The 14,445-nt window shown below is 42.4% G+C and carries 12 protein-coding genes; 1 reads left to right on the top strand and 11 read right to left on the bottom strand.

The annotated features are described in order from the left end of the window. Positions 1–264 precede the first annotated feature (264 nt). The 11 genes from EI164_RS10025 to fmt form a co-directional block, all read right to left on the bottom strand. Positions 265–492 carry a hypothetical protein gene (locus tag EI164_RS10025; RefSeq protein ID WP_192519827.1) on the bottom strand — a complete coding sequence of 76 codons (228 nt, stop codon included), beginning with the start codon at positions 490–492 and terminating at the stop codon, positions 265–267. Positions 493–576: 84 nt separating this feature from the next. Continuing rightward, positions 577–1,548, bottom strand: coding sequence for an epimerase (locus tag EI164_RS10020; RefSeq protein WP_192519826.1), 972 nt, complete (start codon positions 1,546–1,548; stop codon positions 577–579). A gap of 19 nt (positions 1,549–1,567) precedes the next feature. Further along, the gene (locus EI164_RS10015) at positions 1,568–2,068 is read right to left on the bottom strand and encodes a hypothetical protein (RefSeq protein ID WP_192519825.1); all 501 of its coding nucleotides are present in this window, start codon (positions 2,066–2,068) and stop codon (positions 1,568–1,570) included. A gap of 158 nt (positions 2,069–2,226) precedes the next feature. After that, positions 2,227–3,180, bottom strand: a complete 954-nt coding sequence (locus tag EI164_RS10010; protein WP_192519824.1) for a fatty acid desaturase family protein — start codon at positions 3,178–3,180, stop codon at positions 2,227–2,229. A 156-nt stretch (positions 3,181–3,336) separates the two neighbouring features. Then, positions 3,337–3,855, bottom strand: coding sequence for a GbsR/MarR family transcriptional regulator (locus EI164_RS10005; protein WP_192519823.1), 519 nt, complete (start codon positions 3,853–3,855; stop codon positions 3,337–3,339). 200 nt (positions 3,856–4,055) lie between these two features. Beyond that, the gene (locus EI164_RS10000) at positions 4,056–4,694 is read right to left on the bottom strand and encodes an L-threonylcarbamoyladenylate synthase (RefSeq protein WP_192519822.1); all 639 of its coding nucleotides are present in this window, start codon (positions 4,692–4,694) and stop codon (positions 4,056–4,058) included. A 107-nt stretch (positions 4,695–4,801) separates the two neighbouring features. Beyond that, positions 4,802–6,088, bottom strand: a complete 1,287-nt coding sequence (gene dprA, locus EI164_RS09995) for a DNA-processing protein DprA (protein ID WP_413038457.1) — start codon at positions 6,086–6,088, stop codon at positions 4,802–4,804. A 62-nt stretch (positions 6,089–6,150) separates the two neighbouring features. After that, positions 6,151–7,248, bottom strand: coding sequence for a LysM peptidoglycan-binding domain-containing protein (locus EI164_RS09990; protein ID WP_225739218.1), 1,098 nt, complete (start codon positions 7,246–7,248; stop codon positions 6,151–6,153). A gap of 411 nt (positions 7,249–7,659) precedes the next feature. Next, positions 7,660–9,081: a threonine synthase gene (gene thrC / locus EI164_RS09985; protein WP_192519819.1), complete on the bottom strand. Its 1,422-nt coding sequence runs from the start codon at positions 9,079–9,081 to the stop codon at positions 7,660–7,662. Positions 9,082–9,127: 46 nt separating this feature from the next. Continuing rightward, on the bottom strand, positions 9,128–10,747 hold the full coding sequence (locus EI164_RS09980) for a transcription antitermination factor NusB (RefSeq protein WP_192519818.1): 1,620 nt from the start codon (positions 10,745–10,747) through the stop codon (positions 9,128–9,130). 75 nt (positions 10,748–10,822) lie between these two features. Then, positions 10,823–11,893: a methionyl-tRNA formyltransferase gene (gene fmt, locus EI164_RS09975; RefSeq protein WP_192519817.1), complete on the bottom strand. Its 1,071-nt coding sequence runs from the start codon at positions 11,891–11,893 to the stop codon at positions 10,823–10,825. Between the two features lie 222 nt (positions 11,894–12,115). Here fmt and EI164_RS09970 point away from each other — a divergent pair, with 222 nt between their 5' ends. Next, positions 12,116–14,437, top strand: coding sequence for a sensor histidine kinase (locus EI164_RS09970; protein WP_192519816.1), 2,322 nt, complete (start codon positions 12,116–12,118; stop codon positions 14,435–14,437). Positions 14,438–14,445: the final 8 nt, after the last annotated feature.

The raw sequence follows: 14,445 nt of genomic DNA, 5'->3' as shown, positions 1-14,445 counted from the left end.
TAGGCTTAGATGTGTATAGCTCATGGTTGCAATCTCACTTTGGTCGGTGGATAAAAACTTTGATGCTAGCGCATCTAGGTCTTTTTTTCACCTTGCATTTGGTATTGCACTTCATGTGTTAATCTAAGAATCAAAATACATCTTAAATAAGCATGCTATAAAGCCAGTTAGTAACGCAGGTAGAAACCCCATTATTCCAACAAGTAACAAAGCTCTAAAAAACCATTCTACTGAACGTTGAAACATAAATATTTCAATAGAATTCTATGTAATTAAACTAATAATTACCATAGATAAATCTAAAGCTACTCCACCAAAAATGCCACCGAGTAACACATAAAACCCCATTACTCTAAAGTAAGGATAATCAGATTCAGACATAGTTAAAACTGAACTTCCTATATTTAGCTCTTCTTTTTTCTTTAAAGATACGACTATTTGCTTATCAGTTTTTAGCTTATCTACAGTGGCGTTGCTATTAGTCTTACTCATAAACACCTCTGTTATTGTTTCACATGAAACTTAAAGCTTAGATATAGAATATCTATGTTTCACATGGAACCTACCTTAAACTATTTAAGACTTTTGCTCTTCCAGTGCTTGCTCTAGCGTCGGCTGCTGGAATTCATAACCTTCGTCCTGTAATGCTTGTGGTAATACTTTTTGACCATCAATTAATAGTGTCGACATCTCACCAAACATCAGCTTGAGTAAAAACTTAGGTAAGGTAAAAAAGGTCGGACGATGCAACCATGCCCCAAGCGTTTTGGTAAAAGTATGATTGTTTACTGGGTTTGGTGATGTCAGGTTATATACCACCGCTGACGTATCACTACTAGTCTGCAAGGCATTATCATGTGCAGTGTCAGCACTACCATCGTGCTTGCCAGCAAGGTACTGCTCAATGATAAATATCGCTGCTCCTACCCAATCCTCACGGCTGATCCAGCTCATGACCTGCTGACCATCACCCAACTGACCACCAGCGCCCATTTTAAACGGTGTCAAAAGCTTACCGACCATACCTCCCTCAGGATGAATAACTACACCAGTTCGCACGATAGCCACAGGTACAGCATATTCTGTTGCTGTCAAAGCTAGCTGTTCCCATTGCTCACATAATTGATGTGAAAAGTCAGTTTCAAAACCACTGCTTTCAGTCAGTGGATTATCACCTTGCGTGCCGTACCAGCCAATCGCTGAACCACTGACTAATAGCTTGGGTTTGATACTAGTGCGAGCAATAAATGCGAGTATAGATTCGGTCGGTTTAATACGACTGGCAAGCAGTTGCTCTTTGCGCTCATCACTCCAACGCGAATCGGCAATACCTGCGCCTGCTAGGTTTAAAATCACGTCAAAGGTATTTTCTGTTTTTGATAGCTCATCATAAGTCATCATTTCAATATTCTTGGGATGTGCTTGGCTATCATCACGTGTCAGCCAAGTGACGTGTATATCTCTATTATCCTGTTGATAACGCCTTTGAATCTCTTCGCTGAATGCACTACCCAAAAACCCTGAACCGCCACTGATTAGAATATTCATGCTCTACTCCCGATGTGTATTATTTTTCAGTAAAACGTAACCCGTTATAGTTATCGTCTTCTTTTTTAGCCGTTATATCAAAACCACTTTTACATACTTTTGGTAAAGCGATGAAACTGGCAATTGCTGAGTTGATTGCGCCAAATAATCCTATGGCAATCATAAAGGCGAATAGTACGCCAACCTCTATCAGTGAGTTTATGCTCAAATATAAAACAATGGCACCCATATAAATCGCTGAAGTAATAAAACCAATCATGAATGTTGCTCTTATACTTTTACGATCACCGCGCCATATCTTTTTACTAGCTACAATAATGCCTGTTAATAAAGCAGGGATAAAACCAAGTAATCCAACATATAGTAATGGCTGATAGCCAATTTGTGCAAAATCAGCATCTCTAAAAATGAATAATAAAAACAGCTGCGCTACCAGTCCGCCAACCAAGCTACCAAACCCTGCAAATAGAACAACCACTTGTAGATAAGGGTATACACCTAACTCATTATTCGTTTTCATTTTATTTATCCCATTAACAGTCATCGTTAATTCAGTATAAATATAGCGTTGGCAAGGCCCATGAAATTACTGTGGATAATTGGTGGATAGTGATTTGCTTTATTTAAATGCACCTTTTATTTTTGCTTTTGACAATGCTGACATGTCTATCCGTTTCGTTAAGCAAAACGCTTACGGATAGGACATTCACTATCATTACTACTGTGATATTTGTCTTTTAACTTATTCACATAGTTATTTATAGATTCCATGACAGTCGTCATATCTGGCACTACCTGTGCTGTGGTCAGATGCGGCGCTGCTGCATCCAAACGCTTGGCAAGCTCAGGTAAGTGGTTCGATGGTACAGCAGGAAATAGATGATGCTCGACGTGATAAAGTAAATTAAAGGTCAGTAAGTTGACTACAGGATTGCGTTCAGTTCGGGCGATTGTCTCATCACAATCATGATGTACACCCCACACAGCAATGATGCCAACGCTGGCATTGGCCAGCATCATCGTCAGTAGGTGATATATTAATACTTGCGCCAACGTTGCAATAGCAGGAACAGTCATAGGAATCACCAGCAATACCAGCGCAGTAATAACAACAAGGGCAATCAAGCCAAACTCTAACCAAGCAATACGCTGATTGTGACGGCTGCTGAGACGCAGTCCTTGGCGATAAATATCCAGTCGATACGCTATGCCACCAATCAGCGCTTGCCACCATGAGCCTTTTGCCAAACGGCCTTCGATATCACTGTCACCTAATGGATTGCGGTGATGTTCCATGTGAGTGGCTCGGATACTATGTAAACTGGTCATCAACAGTACGCTAAGCAATAACAATATGCTGGTAACGGTACGTTTACTCACGCCCAAGCTATGGTGATAACCATCGTGCGCTTGGCGAAAAGCAGCAGCAAAAAATAAATAAGAAGCGCCACATGCTAATACATACCAAGATTGACTGGCGAACCACCAAGACAGCAGTAAAAACGGATAAGGCAAAATGAGGTTATAAGCAGTTTGAGCACGCGTTAGTTGGCGCAAATCCTGCCACTTAACAGAAGCCATTGCATTTTTAATGGCTGGCTCTTTATTAGCGTGTGTCTTATTTGCGTTCATTTTACACATCCGTTTGTCGTTGCTGTTTTTATCGATGCTACTTTGACTGAAACTCGTGTCGCTTGATCTTGACTAGCCTTTATATTTTTTACATAAATTTCTGTTTGAACAGAAATTGGTACTTAAATTTTTTATTTTAAATACTATGCCTCACTACTAGCGCAGAATTTTTTTGATACTCGCGCCCAATTTGAGGACTTTTTTGAGAATACTGGTAGGTAGTTTGAGCATCTCAGCAGACCAAGTGGTAAGCGTACTAACGAATTCTTTGGTGTCGCGGATACGCGCTTTTACCTCACTGTTTTCATTTTCGAATTCAGGGCTGTCCATCAGTTCTTGTAAGAACTGCACGGTTGGCTCAAGCTCACGCTTTTGACGTTCGACCACTATGATGCGTGCCAGCTCCCAAACGTCAGTGTTGGTCGAGAAATGATCACGGCGATCGCCCAATATAGAGACCTTTTGTACCAGGCCCCAGTGCTGTAACTCTTTAATACTATTCGAGACGTTAGAGCGAGCAACCCCAAGTGTTTCGGTGATCTCTTCAGCATTTAGTGGCTTGCCAATGATAAACAGCAAGGCGTGAATCTGTGACATGGTGCGATTGACACCCCATTGCGAGCCCATTTCACCCCAATGTAAGATAAATTTTTCGGTCACAGGATTTAGTTTCATAATGGCTATTCACTTATTTTTGTACCATGTGGCTTATTTTTTTAATAATTAACTCATCTTGCGCCATTCTTTTATTTCTGTCAATAGTGAAATGCAAAAACGATATTTAGCGTTGCACTTGGTATGTTAATCTAAGTTTTAATAATAATGACTCACTAACTACGCTTAGATGCTTGTTATCTTCTAATGCTTGTTATTTTCTAACGGATAATTGAACCTGTCGTCGCATCACGGATTTGACTGGGTAAGGTATAACCTAGCGTTTTGGCCTGTAAATAACTGATTTTCTCACCAAAATAGGCATAGGCATCATCGAAGGTCACAGCAGGTGGCTGTCCTGACGGGTTACAACTGGTAGAAACCAGTAATCCAAACGGGTTATTGGCACTGACCAATTGCTCACATAATTGACGAATAGTAGGATGAGCAATGACTCTCACGGCCACCGTTTGATGCTGTCCTGTTATCCAAGCAGGAATAGTAGTAGCCAGAGTCTGCGGGATAGGCAATAGCCATGTATGCGCTTGTTTATATTGCAAACCATCATCGTTATTATGACCACTATCGGTATGCCAGCTCTTTAGGATAGGGTCGCGCTGTTCATCGGTCAAAGAGGACAGCAAGGGCCTCAGACGCTCAACGCTGTCCGTAATGACAATCATACCTTTGGCTTGTGGACGCTGTTTGATCTCTAAAATCTGCTGAACAGCTTCTTCATCATAAGGATCACAACCGATACCCCACACGCTTTCGGTAGGATACGCAAGCAACTGCCCCTCTTGAAGTCCTTGAGCAGCTTGTAAGGTAGAGTCGGTGATAAAAGTTGTGAAATGTGTCATGGCTTGAATGATTGAGATGAGTAGAAGATTAAGCGCTAATCATAACACAGTAGATCGATTGACCAAGATAATAGCAACTTTGAGCAATTAACATAAAGCGCTGCGCATTATACTCGCAAATACCGCCCACCTTGCACGCTGATAACACCCAGTAATTCAAGCTCCATTAACTGCCCTATCAACTGCGGCGGCGCAAGTCCCGTTGCTACGATAAGCGCATCTAAGTCTTGTCCATGCCAATCGAGCTGCTCATAAATACTGGTGAGGTGTTCGGGAACGACCACGGCACTACGAGGTAACTTCACCTGAGCAGATAATGGTTCTGCATCGCTAGTGGCTGCTAGGGTGCTGTACTCTGCATTCATAACCTTTGGAGAAGGTTTATTGCTCAACTGAGTGTTATTAGATTGAGTGTTACTAGACTGGGCGTTATTAAATTGCGATCGCTCTGCTGATTTATCAGAACGGCTGCCATAGCCTAACTGACCACTGACATCTTCTAATACCTGCTGAGGATGATAAATCAGCGTCGCACCCTCACGTATCAGGTGATGACAGCCTTCGGCATTGTTATTATCGATATGGCTAGGAATCGCAAAGACTTGCTTACCCTGCTCAGAGGTTAGACGCGCGGTAATGAGCGAGCCGCTTTGAATGGTCGCTTCTGTCACAATCGTTGCCAAGCTCAATCCAGCAACTAAGCGATTACGACGCGGAAAAGTATGCTTGTGCGGCTGCGTATCTGGTAACAGCTCACTGATGATACAGCCACCTTGGTCGATGATTTGAGTAAATAACTGATCGCGATGGTTGGGATAGTTTACATCAATGCCAGTACCCATCACGCCAACGGTACGACCCTGATAGTCAGCATCCATCTGTGCTAGCGCACCTAAATGCGCCCGTTTATCCACTCCCATCGCTAGTCCACTAGTTACGATATAACCAGCTTGTGCTAAGTATTGTGCCATATCAAAGGTGATTTTTTGTGCATGTGCGGTCGGTTTTCGGCTACCAACGATAGCGATTTGTGCTTGATGCAGACGCGCGCGATTACCACGATAAAACAATAATGGTGGTGGATCGTAGATTTGTAAGAGTTGGGCGGGATAGTCGGATTCATCAGCAAATAGCAGACCGTAACGACCCTCTATTAGTGCTTGCTGAATTTTTTCGATATTGGTGAGTGTTTGCTCTGGCTGTTCATGACGCTTGAGATGAGTATGATGAATACCCAACTGCCGCCACGCTTCTACTTTGGCTTGCCAAGCAAGTTCTGCATTTCCAAAGGAAGTAAGTAGCTTATGATAAGCAGATAATGACGCATTCACCTCGTACCACAGCGCCAATACTGCGCGCTGATCGTCCGATAAAGGAGAGGTGACTGTCGTCATAGTCATGTGTCTCGTATAGGCAGACTTAGATCAGTAAATACTGTGATAAGCCTGTTGCTCACTTATAAATAAGGAGGCGGTAGCAACTGATCGCCGACATTAAGTGGCAATTCAGAACTGAGTACATACGCATAGCTAATATGATCAAAAGTATTAAATACCATTAGCATACCTGTTTGTTCATTTGGTAAACGTACAGGCGTATCTTCATCTTTGATATCACGTACCAAAGCGCCTTTTTGATAAACAGTCAATACATCACCAGGCTTAGCGCCCTCTAAGCTGCCTAGATTAATAGCGACTACGCTGCCTTTCGCTGCTGAGCTGATTGAATCCATCACACGTACAATCATGCCACCACGACTGGTATTAGCAGGCGTTGGATAAAACACAGGTGGAATAGAGTTATTTAACTCAACAAAGACGCGATCACCTTCACGTACTTCTTTACCATAATTGTCAGTCAGTTGTAAGCTACTAACTCCATTGGTTTCGGTAGAAGTAACCAAGCCTGTTGCTACTTGTGTGACTTCTAGGCCGATGACGTCTTTTGTCGTGGAGTCAGTATATAACTCGCCTTCGCGGTAGATACCGTAGCGCTGACCAACGATAAGTGGCACACCTTTCGCATAAACCTTATCGCCACTCCCCGTTATTAAATTACCTTTTTTGGAGGCTAATATATACGGAGTCGTATTAAAATCTTGAGGATTGACAATAACGGTTTTGTCTAGCCAGTGGCGAATAGCCGTCCAAGGAATAGATGGAATGCTATTGGCTGTTGACGTCACTGTTACTGGAGTAGCCGCTACGTTACCCATAAGTTGCTTTTCAACCCCAGCACAGCCCTCGCCGGTATCCACACCAATGAGCGTCTTACCTTGAATCACACATAAGATAAGAATGTCATTAGGATAGATAAGATTCGGGTTTTTGATTTGTTTGTTTGTCGCCCAAATCTCTTTCCAACGCCATGGACTATCTAAATAGCGTCCTGAGATGTCCCATAAGGTATCGCCTTTTTTGACAGTATAGCGATTAGGCGCATCTGCTTTGAGGGTGGGTGGTGGATTGTTGGCGTGGGCAGTGGTCATTAGCATTGCACTGCTAAAAGTCGTAAGCATCAGTGCTGTTGCTATCTTTTTTAAGCTCATCTTCATTGTTATATCCACAATATGTACCGCTATTACCATCATAATAATCACGCTTGAGTCTATCAATCTAGAATCTCTATTGTTGATACTTAATTAAATAAGTGACAATAAAACTTCAATCAATCCGTTACTCAAGCTGCACATTTATTACGATGCTTAGAGGGCAGCTGTTCAGTATAATTGGCTGGTTTTGTTCCTAAAAAAGCGTCTAGCACAATGATGACTCGCTGACGCTGTTTCTAATATTACAATTATATCTACCATAACACAATCATAAACACTTTATTACAATAGTGTAACCTTTATATAAATACTTTCTTTGATTTTTTACTTAAGGTAGCTGTATTAAATACTCACAACTAGGCATAGCTATGGTCAAACGCTCAGCATGCTCTAAGCTCACAATTTGACGGTGATTTACGCTGGATTTGGTGTGACATGCTGACGAATTTGTTCAGCAACCAATTCAGCGTCATTATCTAGCACCACTACATGCTGCGGCAAGCTCTCTAAACCTTCGGTATGAGATGGCCGAGCAATATCTATCTGCCCTACTGCCTCAACGATGGTATCTGCAAACTTAACAGGCAGTGCCGTCTCTGCACAAACAATCACTTCGCCGTCTAACTGCAGCTCTTTAGCGACTTTGATGCCATCAGCAGTATGCGGATCAACCAACTCGCCATATTGCTCATAAAGCGATTTAATAGTTTGTAAACGGTTATCATGGGTAGACTTACCCGCAGCAAAACCATAACGGGTATGAACCGACTCCATCAAGTCAGCCAAATCAAAGCCTTGTCCAGATTTCACTCCTTCAAATAACTCATGAACACGCGCACTGTCTTTGTCCAATAATAAATACACAAAACGCTCAAAGTTAGAGGCTTTTGAGATATCCATTGAGGGGCTTGACGTTACATAGGTTTTTTCAGTCGGACGCGGCTGATAAGCGCCTTGATTAAAGAAGTCATTCAACACATCGTTTTCATTGGTCGCGACGATTAGGCGATCAATTGGTAAACCCATTTCACGAGCAATGTGACCAGCACAAATATTACCGAAGTTACCTGACGGTACGCTAAAGCTGACTTTTTCATCGTTGTTTGAAGTCACAGCAAAGTAAGCTCTAAAGTAGTAAACAATCTGCGCTAGAATACGGCCCCAGTTGATAGAATTGACTGTACCTAGGTTATAAGCCGCTTTAAACTCAGCGTCTTGCTGTAGCGCTTTGACAATATCTTGGCAGTCATCAAACATACCATCGATCGCGATATTATGAATATTAGCATCAGTCAAGCTATACATCTGCGCACGCTGGAATTCACTCATTTTTCCGTGTGGTGACAGCATAAAGACTTCGATGTTTTCTTTGCCACGTAGTGCATACTCTGCTGCACTACCTGTGTCGCCACTGGTCGCACCAATGATGGTAATACGTGCGTCTTTTTTCTTAAGCACATATTCAAAGGCATTACCCAAGAACTGCATCGCAACGTCTTTAAATGCTAGTGTTGGACCATTTGACAATCCTAAAATATATAAACCATCTTCAAGCTTGCGGACAGGAACAATCTCTTCACTACCAAATACATCGGCGGTATACGTGCGCTCAATGATGTCTTGTAGATCGGCCGTAGGGATATCTGTTGCAAAACGCTGCATAATCGCCATCGCAAGCTTTGGATAGCTCAGCGTACGCCACTCATCAAGCGTTGCGCTATCGATGTTTGGATAATGCTCAGGCAGCATCAAACCGCCATCTGGAGCAAGACCCATCAAAAGCACATCACTAAAATCCATCGGCGCTGTCTGACCACGGGTACTTATGTATTTCATTAGATTGTCCTGTCTACAATAATGTTATTCAATATTAAAAAACGGTTCATTCGGCAGTTTTATGCAACAACGCATAATAAAAACCATCGCCACTCTCACTATCAATCGGTAAGCACTGACGACCAATCGCTTGTTCGATACCCCAGCTGCAATCCTCGGTAAACTCAATCGCTACTGCATCATCATGATGCGTCATAAAGTCCTGCATTTGCTCAACGTTCTCTTGTTTTAAGATAGAGCATGTCACATACAACAGATAGCCACCAGCTTTGAGTTGTGGCCATAGATTGTGCAAAATATCTGCTTGCAGCAGCGCTGTTTGTTCGATGTCTTCTTCGGTACGTAGAATACTGATATCCGGATGACGACGAATCACACCTGTCGCGGTACAAGGAGAATCCAGCAATATCGCATCAAATACTGGCTCATTGGTCGCCGCTTTTTTATTTTTGCCATGCTGCCATCTGGTTGCATCTGCGCAGACAATGTTCAATGCGATGCTGTTATCTGCTTGCTGCAAATCATGCTGACTTAACTTTAGGCGCTGTAAATTCTCACGAATACGCTCGATACGTGGCGCTTCATTATCGATAGCCGTTACCTTGAGATCAGTAATCGCAGGTGATGTTTCATTATTATCTTGTTTCACGTGAAACAACGACGATTGATCGTTAGCGCTTATGAATTCTAACCAATGAGCAAGCTTGCCACCAGGTGCCGCACAAGCATCTAAAATATGTATCTCTTTATCAGCACTATCGCTATCAGTGCCATCAGTATCAGTAACTTCGGAGCTGTTTATATCAGCACTGTTGTTTTCAGCACTAAGCTTAGCTATCAATGCTTTATTGATAATCGGTGCAGCGAGCTGAGCATGCATGTCTTGGACGCTAGCAGTTCCTTGGGCAAACTCAGGCAGCGCATTAACGGCCGTGCTTTGATGTAGTCTAAGACCTTTGGTTGATAGCGTTGTAGCCATAGCAGACTCTGACGCGTTCAATAATTTAAAACCAGTCGTTAGCTCAACGATGTCCGCATCAATCTCTGCACCATACAGTGCATTCTGATAATCTTCTACCGACGTAACCGCTGAGTTTACTCGTAAAAACATCGGTGCTGATTGGCGCAAACCTTGTGTCAGCTCATCATACTGCTCGCTCCAGTCTTGCTTAAGTTGATAAGCAAGCCAGTTCGGCAAGCTATGCTTTTTATCGCATTTCTTACGGAATTTACTTGGATTCTTGGCGACTTTACGCAAAATGGCATTCACCAAACCCGTAGAATGAGCGAACTCAATCTCTTTGGCTGCTTCAACAGTTTCATGAATTGCAGCATGGTCAGCAACTTCTAAATACAGCAACTGCACTAAACCTACTTGAATGGTCGTACGAACCTCGACTTCGTCGATAGGGTTGTCTGCTAAGGTATCGAGCAAACGTGCCAGCGCATGCCACTGGCGCAATGTCGTGAGCAGTAACGCATGGGCGAAGCCTTTGTCACCATCATGTAGACTGTTTAGTAATGGATCAAGGACGCTTGAGAGCGACTGACCATTTTGAATAGCCAGCAAGGTGCGAATCACACGCACGCGTACGCTACCATTCATAATAAGGTTGCTTGATGGTTTGAGCTTATTGTTTCTAGGCGCAGTACTGTTTTGTCTCATTAAATTTTATTTCCTTGACGTATCATCGATAGCGTCTTGTGCAGATAGGGTTAACTATCATTAAGTTAGGTTCAGTTATTTTGACTCTGTCGTAAATTGATCGCCGTCATTTAATTGGTTGCCGTGGCAAACTTGTTCGGCCGTCATGGGCTTACCACCCGCAAACTGTAAACGAGTAATGGCTAACGTAGTAGCTGCTGATTCAGCTTCGCTCTCTTTACCACAAGCGACTAGAATCGCTTTGCGACCAACACTGATAACCGTTCCAGCAGCCTCATTGGTTGGCTGTGATGCATTCACAGGCAGACTAGCCAATATTTTGACCCGTTGTCCTGTGAGGAAAGTATACGCACCTGGCCATGGCGTCAGCCCTCGGATTTGGCGTTCAATAGCAGCGGCAGACTGCGACCAGTCAATTTCACCCTCGGCTTTGACCAGTTTTTCAGCATAGTTAGCCTGACTCTCATCTTGAACCGCAGCCTTCGCTTGATAATGTGGCAAATCTTGTAATACAGTACTAATGGCATTCGCACCAAGCTCAGCCATTTTATCATGGAGACTGGCAGCAGTATCATCATCCTCAATACGAGCGCTGGTTTTGTAAATCATATTGCCGGTATCTAAGCCCTTATCCATCTGCATAATGGTGATACCAGTTTCATCATCGCCAGCCAACAGCGCGCGGTGTATTGGTGCAGCGCCGCGCCATCGTGGTAGTAATGAAGCATGAATGTTTAAGCAACCATGAGTAGGCGTATTTAACACACCAATAGGTAGAATCAATCCGTAAGCGGCGACAATCATCACATCTGGCTGATAGCTGCGTAGCGTTTGCCGCGCAGCCATTCCTTCTGTGCTAGATTTTTTAAAGGTGATTGGTTGCTCTACAACGATATCATGTGCCAATGCCACCTCTTTTACCGCAGAGGCTGATAGTTTTTGACCACGACCTGCTTTACGATCAGGCTGCGTATAAACAGCGACTATCTCTATATTCAGCACGTCCTGCTGACTGATTAATGACTCAAGACTAATAGCGGCAAATTCAGGTGTACCCGCAAATACTACTTTCAAACGGCTAGTAGATAGAGGACTATGAAGGGTAGATGACGTAGATAAATCTGAGACAGAAGCAATTGTGGTCATAATCATGCATTATATAAGAAAGTTGATTTGCTCATTATAGGTGAGTTTGCAACGTTGTGCCATGATTGTAACTGTAGCAATCAAGCGTTACTAATGGCATCGTTTATCTTTATAATAGCAATCAGACTTAACAACTATTGGCTGCTTGAGTAAACCAACGACTGTGGCCAAATTATGATTTACCCACTATGTTTTTTTGTGTCGATACAGGAACACGCTTTCATGCAACAGTTTCAGTCCTTACGACGCTTACTGATATTTTATGCACTGACACTGTTAGCAATGCTAGTGACGTATTATTGCTCCCTCTTTCAAGTGATAAAGCAAAATAATGAGCAACGGAGTATCGATACCTTCTATTCATTACAATATGAAATAACGGAACATAGCAGTATAACAGACGCTGAAATTACAAGTATTTTAGAAAAACCTCTATTTGAAAATGTAAGCTACCAGCTTGTTTGTATGATGCCATCTGGCCAGACTTTCATTCATCGCTATACTCGTCCTAATGAAGCTGGCTTTACCACTGTTACCTTTCCTACTATTACATCATCACCACCTAGTAACAGTAGTCATAGCGCTTATACACTCAATAGTCAGAACGTAACAGGCACTATCAAGCTTAAAAGTGGTCATCAGATGTATATTATATTACGTCATAGACCACTAGATATTAACTGGTCATCTTACCAATATTGGTTACCGTTAATGATAGCTGTCATGCTGTTTACCATTGGATTGCTTTACATGCTCGATCGTCGTGTCGATTGGGAACAGCTATTACTTTATACTGACAACCTCAACAGTCAAGCCAAGGATGCTTATAGTCCGCCATCATTTCTACACACAAGGGCCACACCTGAGTTCTTGCGTCTAGGTCATGCGCTAAGCCGTGTTCATTATCAACTACACAAGGACTATCGTCGTATAACGACCCTGACGCATCGGCTTGATCGTTTGGTAAATCAAGCACCATTACCGATGCTAATGATTATGCGTCATGGCCAGATAAGCTTTTTTAATCAACGTTTTGAGCAAGTGTTTACCTGTCCTTCTCAAAACTATGGTGATAGCTGCCAACTAACCGACTTCGTAGCTGCTAAAGATAAGCCCACTCAGTTACTATTACAGAAACTATCAAACCTACGTGTCACTCGCACCTTAATTGTTTATGGATTAGAAAACAAACAGTTTTACCAACTGCATATTACACCGTGGTTCGGAGAACACGGACAAGTTCATGGCTTTACCGCACTTTTTAGCAATATTAATGAATATGCCAATCAAATAGAGCAACTGCAGCAGAAAAACCAGCAGCTACAATTACAAATTGATGAATCAAACGAAGCCCGAGCACTTATTGGGCGTAAATTACAGATACCATTAGAGAAGATAGTTGATTCGTTGGAACCCATCGACCCTTCAACATTGACAGATCAAGGCAAGAAGACTCTAAACACATTGATTACCACCAGTCAAAAGATGCTTACGATACTCAATGACACGCTAGCGACAGAGGAAACTGATGTCAGAAAAACACGTCTAAGTATCGAAACGGTTGATATTTATAAGGTAAGTAAAGAGGTTAGCAGTTTAGTCACAAAAGAAGTAAGACAACAAGGGCTAGAATTGATCTATTTCTTTGCACCAAACTGCCCTCGTTACATTGAAACTGATGGTATTCGACTGCGACATATCCTATTAAATCTGCTGAAAAATGCTATTAGTTTTACAACGTCAGGCTATGTCGCGCTCACTGTGGATCGCGTATCTAAAGATAGGGTCACGCGCATAAGTAACCAGCATTTAACGCCTGATAACGATGCTATAATGCCTGCGCAGACAACTTGTTGGATTCAGTTTAGTGTCAAAGACACTGGAGTAGTTATTACTCCTGAGAGAAAAAGTCAATTAGTTACTATTTTGAATCAAGACAGTGATCAAACCAATCATAACTTGGTTAAAGACAGTGAAGTTAGCCTGAATGATGCCAATAGCTTCGCTCAGTTACTCGGCGGTTTGATCGAAATAAATAATACGGTGGATAAAGAGACGGTATTTAGTCTCTATCTTCCTGATCGTCATTCCACTTATGAGTCGGTGTATCATCCTTGTTCGCAGCTGTCACATATTCATCTTATCGCTGTTATCAACCAACCTTTAGTTGCTAAGCATTTACAACGTTTGTGCGAATACTTAACGATATCCGTGACTACCTACAATATTTTAGATAGAGCCGTTGTACAGCAGCTAAAAAACAAATTAACGCAAGATGAGCAGACCATCATTCCTGTTTTGTTATTGGATTATGAATACAGCCAATCCATCAGCTTATCAGCTCATGCGAATAACAAGCATAGTGAACAACAAAAAGTGTTAAACGACCTAGTCGCTATACCTTCACTACCAAAGATATTGCTCAGCATGAAACCTGAAAGACATATTTCCTCTACCCTACTAGACCAATATGATGGATTTTTGACCAAACCTTTGGGGTGGTGTTCTAAAAAGTATGCTGGCATCAGACATAGCCATAATTGACATAGAAG

Source organism: Psychrobacter sp. FME13, assembly GCF_014861395.1.
Lineage (GTDB): Bacteria > Pseudomonadota > Gammaproteobacteria > Pseudomonadales > Moraxellaceae > Psychrobacter.
This window is presented reverse-complemented; position numbering and strand designations above follow the sequence as displayed.

Bases quoted from the DNA above. Each gene is read 5' to 3' on its own strand.
- EI164_RS10025 (WP_192519827.1), bottom strand. From the start codon at position 492: ATGAGTAAGACTAATAGCAACGCCACTGTAGATAAGCTAAAAACTGAT.
- EI164_RS10020 (WP_192519826.1), bottom strand. From the start codon at position 1,548: ATGAATATTCTAATCAGTGGCGGTTCAGGGTTTTTGGGTAGTGCATTC.
- EI164_RS10015 (WP_192519825.1), bottom strand. From the start codon at position 2,068: ATGAAAACGAATAATGAGTTAGGTGTATACCCTTATCTACAAGTGGTT.
- EI164_RS10010 (WP_192519824.1), bottom strand. From the start codon at position 3,180: ATGAACGCAAATAAGACACACGCTAATAAAGAGCCAGCCATTAAAAAT.
- EI164_RS10005 (WP_192519823.1), bottom strand. From the start codon at position 3,855: ATGAAACTAAATCCTGTGACCGAAAAATTTATCTTACATTGGGGTGAA.
- EI164_RS10000 (WP_192519822.1), bottom strand. From the start codon at position 4,694: ATGACACATTTCACAACTTTTATCACCGACTCTACCTTACAAGCTGCT.
- dprA (WP_413038457.1), bottom strand. From the start codon at position 6,088: ATGACGACAGTCACCTCTCCTTTATCGGACGATCAGCGCGCAGTATTG.
- EI164_RS09990 (WP_225739218.1), bottom strand. From the start codon at position 7,248: ATGAAGATGAGCTTAAAAAAGATAGCAACAGCACTGATGCTTACGACT.
- thrC (WP_192519819.1), bottom strand. From the start codon at position 9,081: ATGAAATACATAAGTACCCGTGGTCAGACAGCGCCGATGGATTTTAGT.
- EI164_RS09980 (WP_192519818.1), bottom strand. From the start codon at position 10,747: ATGAGACAAAACAGTACTGCGCCTAGAAACAATAAGCTCAAACCATCA.
- fmt (WP_192519817.1), bottom strand. From the start codon at position 11,893: ATGACCACAATTGCTTCTGTCTCAGATTTATCTACGTCATCTACCCTT.
- EI164_RS09970 (WP_192519816.1), top strand. From the start codon at position 12,116: ATGCAACAGTTTCAGTCCTTACGACGCTTACTGATATTTTATGCACTG.